Source organism: Parapedobacter soli, assembly GCF_025460835.1.
Classification (GTDB): domain Bacteria; phylum Bacteroidota; class Bacteroidia; order Sphingobacteriales; family Sphingobacteriaceae; genus Parapedobacter; species Parapedobacter soli.
This window is the reverse complement of the sequence record NZ_JAMXAY010000090.1, coordinates 1-9,953: the sequence shown is the minus strand read 5'-3', so window position 1 is coordinate 9,953 and position 9,953 is coordinate 1. Positions and strand designations below refer to the sequence as shown.

At 47.5% G+C, this 9,953-nt stretch carries 5 protein-coding genes; 1 reads left to right on the top strand and 4 read right to left on the bottom strand.

The annotated features are described in order from the left end of the window. The 4 genes from NGM62_RS20995 to NGM62_RS20980 form a co-directional block, all read right to left on the bottom strand. The coding region (locus tag NGM62_RS20995) for a sensor histidine kinase (RefSeq protein WP_262250278.1) at positions 1 to 1,564 on the bottom strand (1,564 nt) is incomplete at its 3' end. A gap of 30 nt (positions 1,565 to 1,594) precedes the next feature. After that, complete coding sequence (locus NGM62_RS20990) at positions 1,595 to 3,142, bottom strand: SusD/RagB family nutrient-binding outer membrane lipoprotein (protein ID WP_262250277.1); 1,548 nt, start codon at positions 3,140 to 3,142, stop codon at positions 1,595 to 1,597. Positions 3,143 to 3,150: 8 nt separating this feature from the next. Further along, complete coding sequence (locus NGM62_RS20985; protein ID WP_262250276.1) at positions 3,151 to 6,225, bottom strand: SusC/RagA family TonB-linked outer membrane protein; 3,075 nt, start codon at positions 6,223 to 6,225, stop codon at positions 3,151 to 3,153. A 126-nt stretch (positions 6,226 to 6,351) separates the two neighbouring features. Then, entirely contained in the window at positions 6,352 to 6,990 is a 639-nt protein-coding gene (locus NGM62_RS20980) for a response regulator transcription factor (protein WP_262250275.1), read from the bottom strand. Positions 6,991 to 9,590: 2,600 nt separating this feature from the next. Between NGM62_RS20980 and NGM62_RS20975 the strand changes: the two genes are divergently transcribed. Continuing rightward, the coding region (locus NGM62_RS20975; protein WP_262250274.1) for a hypothetical protein at positions 9,591 to 9,953 on the top strand (363 nt) is incomplete at its 3' end.

Sequence of the window (9,953 nt, the reverse complement as noted above, 5' to 3'; positions counted from 1 at the left end):
CTGCAAATCCAATCCCCAAAATTCTTAAAAGCGAAATCCCTGCCCGTGCCAAAGATTGGTCGTCGATGATAATATCCTTGTGGTACCGGCTATCCGGCAACGCGCTGTCGATCAGACGTCCGATTCGCTGTTCAAAAGATGGCTCGTCTGGTGCTGCCGCCGCACTGAACCATTCATGGCTTTTGTTCCGCGATGTTTCGTAAGCGTCCTTAATCGCAAATTTCAATGTGCTCAATCGCTGTTTTAAGAATGCATCGTCGGTATCCATTGCGAGTACTTCCAATTGGTGGCCGATGCCAGCAAGGGAGGAGGAGAGTCCGTCATGAAGGTCTTGCCCCAACCGTTGCTGCTCTTCGCGTATGGCCTGCTGTTTTTCTTCCTCCATGCTGATGATCTGCAAGTTGGCTGCGTGATTCAAAGCTTCGACCTGTTCTTTTGCTTTTCGGTTGCGGCGGAGCATGATCATATAAATGGCCAGTACAACAATCGATGCGAAAGATGATATAATCACTAACCAAAGCGCTCGTCTCGCATTTTTCTCGTTTAAGAGTTTGTTTTCATTGGCTATGGCATTGAACCGGACATAGTCGCTGATGAATTTTTTTGATGCTTCCCATTCTTCTGTCATCGCTCTTTCCAACTCCGCGTATACCTCGATGATCTCGTCTTTATCCCCGAGCTCCTTAGCTATGTCTAAGGCGCTGTTTAAAATGTATATTTCCAAGGATTTATCTCCGCTTTTCTGTGCTACTTCATATTCTTGATAGAGATATTCAAGCTTTTTTTGAGAGTTGTTCTCATAATTATACAGCGTCATGAGCGCATTGATTTCAAGCTGTGTGTTACCGATACGCTGTGCATCGGCTAATGATTGCGTTATAAGGGGCAAAGCTTGTTCTTTTTGGTTATTTGAAATCAGTAAACGGGCTTGCCATAGCTGATTGAAAATCAGTACATATTCGTCTTTGTAGCGGCTTGAAATTGCTCTTGATTTATGGAGATAGTAACGAACACTGTCTTCTGTAAGTCCTGGGTTCCCGCTACAATAGTTTATATATACGTGAGACATGATGCTATCCTTTTTTAATTTTTGCCCGGCTTGGATAGCCTTTTGAAAAAGCGAAATAATCCGGGGTCTATCGGAGATGCCCTTGTTCTCGACTCCGGCCATATCCATATATACCCGGATCATTTTTTCGGTATCACCGAACTGTTGATAGTGCGCAAGCACCTTGCTAAGTAACTCCAGAGCATCCGCATAGAGCCCTCTCTTATATAAGGAGAAAGCAATAACGTGGTCGGCATCAATCTGCCCTTTCTGATATCCGATGTTGGTGGCCGTACGCTTTGCTTCCATACCGTAATAAAAGCAGCTATCGGCGTTTCTGGATCGGTAAAGTTCGCCCAATCGAATCAAACAATTGACCCGTCCAACACTGTCGTTAATGATAGATAGCTTATGTAGCTCCTGACCAATCTGCTGAATTTGACCAGAGGCAGGATTGGCGATAGCGGCAGTCAGCAATAACGGGAACAGGTAAGTGGTAAATTTGAAACGCTTCATTAGAATGGTTATGTTCGTTAAAATAACAATCTAGTCTTTCAACAACCACATCAGTTCATTTACATTGTCATTGCCGTTGTATTGCCTATTGATGGCTTCTGTTACGTTTTCGCGGTTGTGGTTGAGTTCGTCACTCGGATACATCCATCGGATGGGTAATCGGTCGGCAGGGACGTTTTCATTGGATGCCGGGTTGATTGGAAATGCCGGATAAGCCGTGCGGCGGTTCTCAAAGAAGGCGCTGAGCGGTGACTGGAGGTATGTACTGATAAACTTTTGCGTAATGATTTGCCTGATCTGGTGTTCGGAAGTGCCCGTCAACTTCACGGCTTCTGTAAAAGGGAATGCGTCAATATAGGTATCGCTCATGATGCGGTTGTGGTGATAAGAAGGGGCGTCGGGCGTATGGTTCGCTACAAACTGCATGGAACCCTGTATGCCTGCTGCGTAGTAGGACTGCGCGTCACCATTGATCCAGCCACGTACGACAGCTTCTGCAAGTAGGAACTGCACTTGGGCATAGCTAAGCAGGCTTACCGGTTCTCCCGAGGCCACGTCGGTATACCGTGCGTTGATGCCGGAGTAGTCGCCCGAACTATGTATCGCGCTCAAATCGGCATACGCGATGGAAGGGTCTGTCCCGCTATACGCGTCAAAATCCGAGGGAGCGTAGCCGTTATCTAGTTGTACCGGGGAAGGCGAAGCATAATAAAATAACCGATAGTCGTTTGTCGCTTTCAATTGGTCGATGAGTATGCCCGATACCATTGGATAAATGATAAACTGGTTTCCCAACTTGTGGAAAGGGTAGCGTTGATTTTCCTGATCCGAATAAACCAACTGAAAATTATCCGCATTACTTTCGAAGATGGGCCGATTGTTTAAAATGTCGTTGAAACGTTCAATTACACGCAGGTCGGAATCATCTGTTTTGCGGTACAAGTTGATTAGCACCTTCAACGAAAACGAATTGATCATTTTTTGCCATTTCACGGGGTCGCCTCGGTAAATCACATCGCCCTCGAAGTAGGAACTCTGGGAAAACAATCGATTCGCCTCATCCAATTCGGTGAGAATACCGATAAATACGTCTTTCTGTTGATCATAACGGGGCTTAATATTTCCGTCGCGTTCTCCTTTAAGCGCTTCCGAGTACGGGATATCACCCACTTGCATGGTAGCATTAAAAAACGTATAAGCCCGTATAAAATGGCCCAATCCTTTATACGCATTGGCTATGCCTTGATCGACTCTATCGGTGAGCTCGATCATCTTTTCGACGTCGACAAGCCGCGTAAAATTATCGAAATTGGCCCGGTCTATGCGATTGTACTGTTCAGCTTGCGCAAACTCGCTCCATAAAATGTATTTGTCGCGCATGAAGTTTGACATAAATGCCTTTTGCTCGCTGATATCATTCCTTGTGATGTCGAGAATCAATTTCGTCGCTAACATTTGTGGTGTAGCGACGGTAAACCCATCGGGATTGGTGTTTAATTGGTCGAAGTGAGAACAAGACGCCATCGCAACGATAAGCGTGAGGCAGGCGGTTGTCCATTTTATGCGGTTTTTCTCCATGGCTTTTCCTATTTTGATCTGTCACCATGAGCAAGGTGAAAATTCAGGTTAAGTCCGATAAATCGCTGGGAAGGTGACGTCAGGTCGCTATCGGAGTTCCAATCGGGGTCAGCAAAACGAAACTCTTTCGTCCATAGGAACACGTTTTGGGCAGTCAGTGCGATGCGTGCCCGGCTCATCCCCCACCGCTCGCTTACTGAGCGCGGAACAGTATAACCGATAGCCAGCTCGCGGATTTTGATGAACGTAGGATCGGTAGCTCCGAAACGCCCGTCGGCAAACCTGCGGGCATACGTTTCATACGATACGGGTACGTCGTTCGGCGCGTATGTGCGCGTGTCTTCCGTAGTACGGCCGTATTCGTCGAAAGCAACCGATCCTGAAACTACTTTTACCCCATTTCCGATATAAGTTTTGCTGCCATTGACGACTTCATCGTAACGCCATTGGTTATCGCTATCGGGATGTGACCCGGTGTCCCACATCTTATAGGCCGTGTAATTATTCAACAGGCCGCCAACGCGGCCGTCAAAACTCAACTGAAGATCAAAATTACGGAAGGTAAGCGAGTTGGTAAAACCCCAGATGAATTTTGGATCGCGGTATCCGATTGCGGAGGTGTACTGGCCTTGCTGCGGAAGTCCGCCGGCTGTATGGATAATACGACCTTGCGGATCCCGCAACCAATCGGTGATTGTATAGTTGTCGACGCGTCCACCCGCTTTCGTCCACAGGTTGTCCGGTGAATAGACTGGATCCAATTCCTTGTAATATTGGTGTGTTGTTGCCCAGTTTACCACTGCATCCCAAGTAAAATCGCGTCGTTTCAATACGTGGGCATGCAACGACAATTCTACGCCTCTACGCACACGCGTTTCGTTTGTGTTGATCAACGTAGACGTAAAGCCCGAAGAAGCCGGTATGGTGGATGTTTGCTGCCGGTTGTAATTGAACACATGGTAATAGGTGGCATCAAGCACCAAACGATTTTCCAATATGTGGATGGCTGTACCGGCTTCCCAAGTTCGGTTGGTTTGTGGTTCGATGACTGCAGTATTTAAAATCGATGGATAATCGGCCGTATTCAAGCCATCCCACGCACCCTGCGTAATGTCGTAATATACATTGGTGGCGTACACACCGAGGTCCTGTTTTGAAAGTGTCCAAGCCCCCCGGATTTTCCACATGTCCATCCAGTTTGGCAGCTTAAAAAGCTCCCCGAGGATGACACTGCTCGATACGGATGGGTAAAAATATGAACGGGTCGTCATGTCTAATGTAGAACTCCAATCGTTCCGGCCCGTCAGATCCAAAAAAACCGCATCTTTCCAGCCAAACGAAGCTAATCCGAGCAGGCTGTTTACTTGCTTACCATATCTGGAGGTCCCCGCATCCGGACGCTCCACCGAATTGTTCAACGAATACATACCCGGCACAATAAGGCCGCTGCGGGTTACTCCTGAAAGCGATTGGTCTTCGTACCGGTAGACGCTCCCCCCTGCAGTAAGGTCTATATCGATGGTATTTAATATTTTCTTTTTACCATAATTGAGCAGCAGATCGGTATTCAAACTGTATCCCCTGGATTGGTATTGGCCAAACATCCCGTTTACATGCCACCCGCGTGTGGAATAGATGCCTGGGGGATTACGACGTGTATTTTCATTGGAATAGAAGTCGTACCCCACCCTTGCGGTTATCTTGGCACCCACGAAGGGTTTATAATTTGAAGTCAGGTTTAGGTTGGCCATATTGTTTTCCCTGCCATTTAATTTTTCATAGGCAATCAGGTAGGGATTATCATACCAAGCTTGGTAATGCCAATTTTGCTGCTCGTTGGGCACTACCCAATAATCACGGAATTTGGTAACGTCATACTCGGGTCCGGTCCACATCAGCAATTGATAAATATACCCTTGGTCGCTGTATCCGGCACCTGTAGTCTGGGGAGTCATACTCCGATTATACCCGATGTTACTGTGCAGTTCGAACTGCTCGCCGAGTTCCAGGCTACCCGATACACTTGCATTCAGCCGGTTCAAGCTTAGGTTTGGGTACTGCCCTTTGTTGTAGACGTGGTTCAGAGACGCCCGTACAGCTCCCATGTCGCCGGACCGCGAAAAGCTGATGTTGTTGTTGGTCACGATACCCGGCTCGAGGAAGTTTTTTAAGTTATCCTTCCCCCGCGAGGTGAGTTCCATCAGTTCGAGTTGCTTGGTTTCCGGATTCCATTGTTCCTCCATGATGCCGATATCGAGTTTGTCGCCCCACACGTAGTCGATCGAATTATACGACCCGCCCAGGCCCGCGCTATACGATGTTTGCACTTCCGGCGACGTCAGGTAACCCCCGAAAAACATGGTGTTGCTATTTACATTGATGCCGTTTCCTCCGCTTTTGGTCGTCACGATGATGGCACCGCCACCACCACGTACGCCGTAGAGTGCCGATGCTGTTGCGCCTTTGAGCACGTCGATGCTTTCGATGTCATCTGGAGCGACTTGCCTTAAGCTCATATTCCCGTAGGGTACGCCATCAATTACCAGTAGCGGATTACTCGCCCCCCCGCGCAGCCGGACATCGGGCGATTCGTCAAATTCGGTGCTATTTTGAATCCAGAGCCCCGCCACCTTACCCGTCAGCGACGTCGCCACATTCACACCTTTGACCCGTTGTACCTGATCGCCGCCGATACGCTGTACCGAATAACCTAGCGATTTTTCTTCCCGCGGAATGCCCAGTGCGGTTACGACTACTTCTTCAAGCACGTCCTCGAGGCGCATCAACTGCACGAAGATGTGTGTGCGTCCATTTATGAGTTCCTCGTGTGTTTGGTAACCGACATGGCTGAATATCAATGTGTCGTCGGCTTTAACACCATTGACCGTGTAGCGGCCGTCTTTTGCCGAAGCGGTAGTCGTTGACGTCCCCCGCACGCGGACGGTTACATCCGAAATTGGGATTCCGTCTGTGGCATCAACCACCGTGCCTGAGACGATTTGCCCAATTACTTCCGTATTAGTACCCAATATTCCCAACAGCAATTGGACGGCGATCAATGTTTGGAACAGTATACGTTTCATGTAGGTGTGTTAGCGATTTCTTTATCCTCGTAATGGATGTCCATGGAGCTGTTTTATTTCTTCATCAGGTTCTGCACAATAAAATGGAAATATGCCGAAAAAGGTGAGTCTGCATTCATTTAGGAATCAGTCCAACAGATGGTGTTTACGAGCGTAAGTCAATAACTCGATGATAGATTTACTTCTGGATTTGGCCATCATATTGCGTCGATGGGACACAATGGTATGCTTACTTAAATGGGTGACTTCGGCCGTCGCCACAATCGATAGTCCACGGTCAAAGTATTGTAGAATCTCAAGTTCCCGAGCAGTAAAGGGGACAGTGCCAGACGGAGGTGTCGTGTCCACAATCTTTTGCACTGACGGACATATATATAATTTGTTTAGTGCGATTGTGCGCAAGCATTCGATGACGGTATCAATGCCGCAAGACTTGCTGAGAAATCCTGCGGGGTCGTAAGTTAAAATATGATTGATAACGACCGGGTCGGTCACACTGCTAACGATGATAACACGGGCTTTTTTATTGATTCGCCGCGTCTCTTGGATTAGCGTTAGTGCATTTTTTTTCGGTAAGTAGTAATCAAGAAACAAGTAAAATGGTTCATCGAAATACTTGATCAAGAATCGGCGATAAGCCTGCTCCTCATCAAATGTGTGGACCGATTTAAAAAACGTCAACCGTTCAATTACCGACGAAAACGATTCCGAAAATAACAAATGATCATCATAGATTACGGCTGTCGGATTTCTTGTTGGGTGCATAGACAAATTCATTAGTAGAATTGGACAGATTTTGGTAGCAAAACTAACAAATTCCACGATGTCTGTAAAACTGCAGACCTAGCAAAATAATGCTATTTTAGTTGATATAATAGCATATATTAGCCATAGCGATTTAAGGTGCATCAAAAAGTCCAGACTAAACCGTTCCTTTGCTTCTGAGGCGCGACATAACGTTCGCTCGGTCGCAAGATAATCAAGTTACCTTATTGATTTTAGTGTGCCATGATGAGTGTTTTACAAAAGAAGGCCCGGAACGGGGCCAAAAAGAAAAGAAAAAATCCTTGCGCAAGTGAGTTTGATGATGCTCTAGACAACCCTTTGCGGCAAGTAGACATTGTAGTTGCGATCCAATACTACGGTATTACCGAATTACTAGATCATATCGGAATAGCGGAAGTGAAACGTTATTTGGCCAACAACTGACAAGGCGACAATAATCAAATCAGCTCTTTACTCAGGCAGCCATCGGGCTTGTATGTTAAAATGTGACCGGACATTAGTGGGTGTGGTGACACTGGCGACGATCATAATCTTAATTTTCTTGTTAATCCACTAATCGTTGATCGGCGCTTGGGTATTTTTTTTGACAAATAATAATCGAGGAGCAAAGAACCCGGCTCATCGAACGCGCTGGCGAGAAACGCGAAATATACTAGTGTTTTTGGAAAGTATTTGTATTCCATCCGGTTTCGAAAAAACACGCAACGATAACACCGCGGGGAAGTGTGTTTACCCTAGGCTGTTTTAGAACGTTTGTGTATTTCATATCGTCTAACCAAAATATGTTGAACTGAGTCACAGACGTAACAAAAACACGCTATTTAAGCCAAGTGGATTCAAAAAATCCGTTTGCAAACTGTTTATTTTGCTCGTGAGAAAGTTTAATTAGCTAAGTTCTAATAGTTCACCATAGTTCGATTTTATGTAATAGTTCTACTACTAGTTAACAACCTCGGAGCTGAGATAATCAAACTACCTTGTCATCAAATAGATTTTTTGTTCCAAGTGGACGCCTGCTACTTATGAAAACAATTTAGAAACTCCGTTGACGGAATTTTTAAGATAAAACTTTAAAAGTATCCATTGGAAGGAGAGCGGTTTCTCATGCTGCCAACTATTATTAAATAGTCAAAAAAACATCAATATCAATAGGTTATGAGCAAACATTTATTCTTAACAATCGCCTTAGCTTTGTTAGTGTGCTGTGGATATGCACAACAGAAAATTGGCGATGGCACAGCGGGAAGCAATTCTACGCACAATCTCAATACAGATGCTATTCTGGAATTGGCGAGTGCCAATAAAGGGTTGTTGCATACCCGTGTCGAGTTATCGGCCACGACCGACGCAACACCTTTATCTGCACACGTTGCCGGTATGATGGTGTACAACACGGCAACAGCCAACGATGTTGTTCCTGGGATCTACTACAACGACGGAAGCCGTTGGTGGTTGGCAGGTGGGGCGGCCGATGCCAGCAACATTTCGTACAACCCAACGACCTACGAGATCACTTACATAGATGATGCCGGCAACACGCAGGTGATTAACCTGGCGGCGGTTGTAAAAGCCAACGAGACGGTTACTACGTTAGTGGCTTTGGGCGAAGGCGAATACCTATACACCTCGGAAAATGGCACGGAGACCACGATCAATGTAGCACAGGATGTGATTGAGAACTTCGAGACGATTGTCAACGAAAGCAATACTGAGGTTATCGAGCAATTGATCGAAGTGCTTGGCGACACGTACGTTGGCGGCAACGTTTACTACAACGGCGACGAGTTTAGCTATATTGACGAGAGCGGCGACACGCACGTGATCACCTTCGAGGAGATCGTGCAGGCGAACGAGACGGAGACCACTTTGGTTCCCAACGGCGACGGCACGTACACGTACACGAACGAGGCCGGCGTGCAGGTTACGATTGACGTTCCTGCTGACGTGATCACCAACATCGAGGAGATTTTGGGCGACACGAACGTGCTTAACGAGCTTATCGAAGTGCTTGGCGACACGTACGTTGGCGGCAACGTTTACTACAACGGCGACGAGTTTAGCTATATTGACGAGAGCGGCGACACGCACGTGATCACCTTCGAGGAGATCGTGCAGGCGAACGAGACGGAGACCACTTTGGTTCCCAACGGCGACGGCACGTACACGTACACGAACGAGGCCGGCGTGCAAGTTACGATTGACGTTCCTGCCGACGTGATCACCAACATCGAGGAAATTTTGGGCGACACGAACGTGCTTAACGAGCTTATCGAAGTGCTTGGCGACACGTACGTTGGCGGCAACGTTTACTACACCGGCGACGAGTTTAGCTATATTGACGAGAGCGGCGACACGCACGTGATCACCTTCGAGGAGATCGTGCAGGCGAACGAGACCGAGACCACTTTGGTTCCCAACGGCGACGGCACGTACACGTACACGAACGAGGCCGGCGTGCAAGTTACGATTGACGTTCCTGCCGACGTGATCACCAACATCGAGGAANTTACTACAACGGCGACGAGTTTAGCTATATTGACGAGAGCGGCGACACGCACGTGATCACCTTCGAGGAGATCGTGCAGGCGAACGAGACGGAGACCACTTTGGTTCCCAACGGCGACGGCACGTACACGTACACGAACGAGGCCGGCGTGCAGGTTACGATTGACGTTCCTGCTGACGTGATCACCAACATCGAGGAAATTTTGGGCGACACGAACGTGCTTAACGAGCTTATCGAAGTGCTTGGCGACACGTACGTTGGCGGCAACGTTTACTACAACGGCGACGAGTTTAGCTATATTGACGAGAGCGGCGACACGCACGTGATCACCTTTGAGGAGATCGTGCAGGCGAACGAGACCGTTACGCTTATTCGCCCGAACACGGACGGTACCTATACGTATTTCAACGAGGGTGCGTTTGACGAGGAGGGCAAC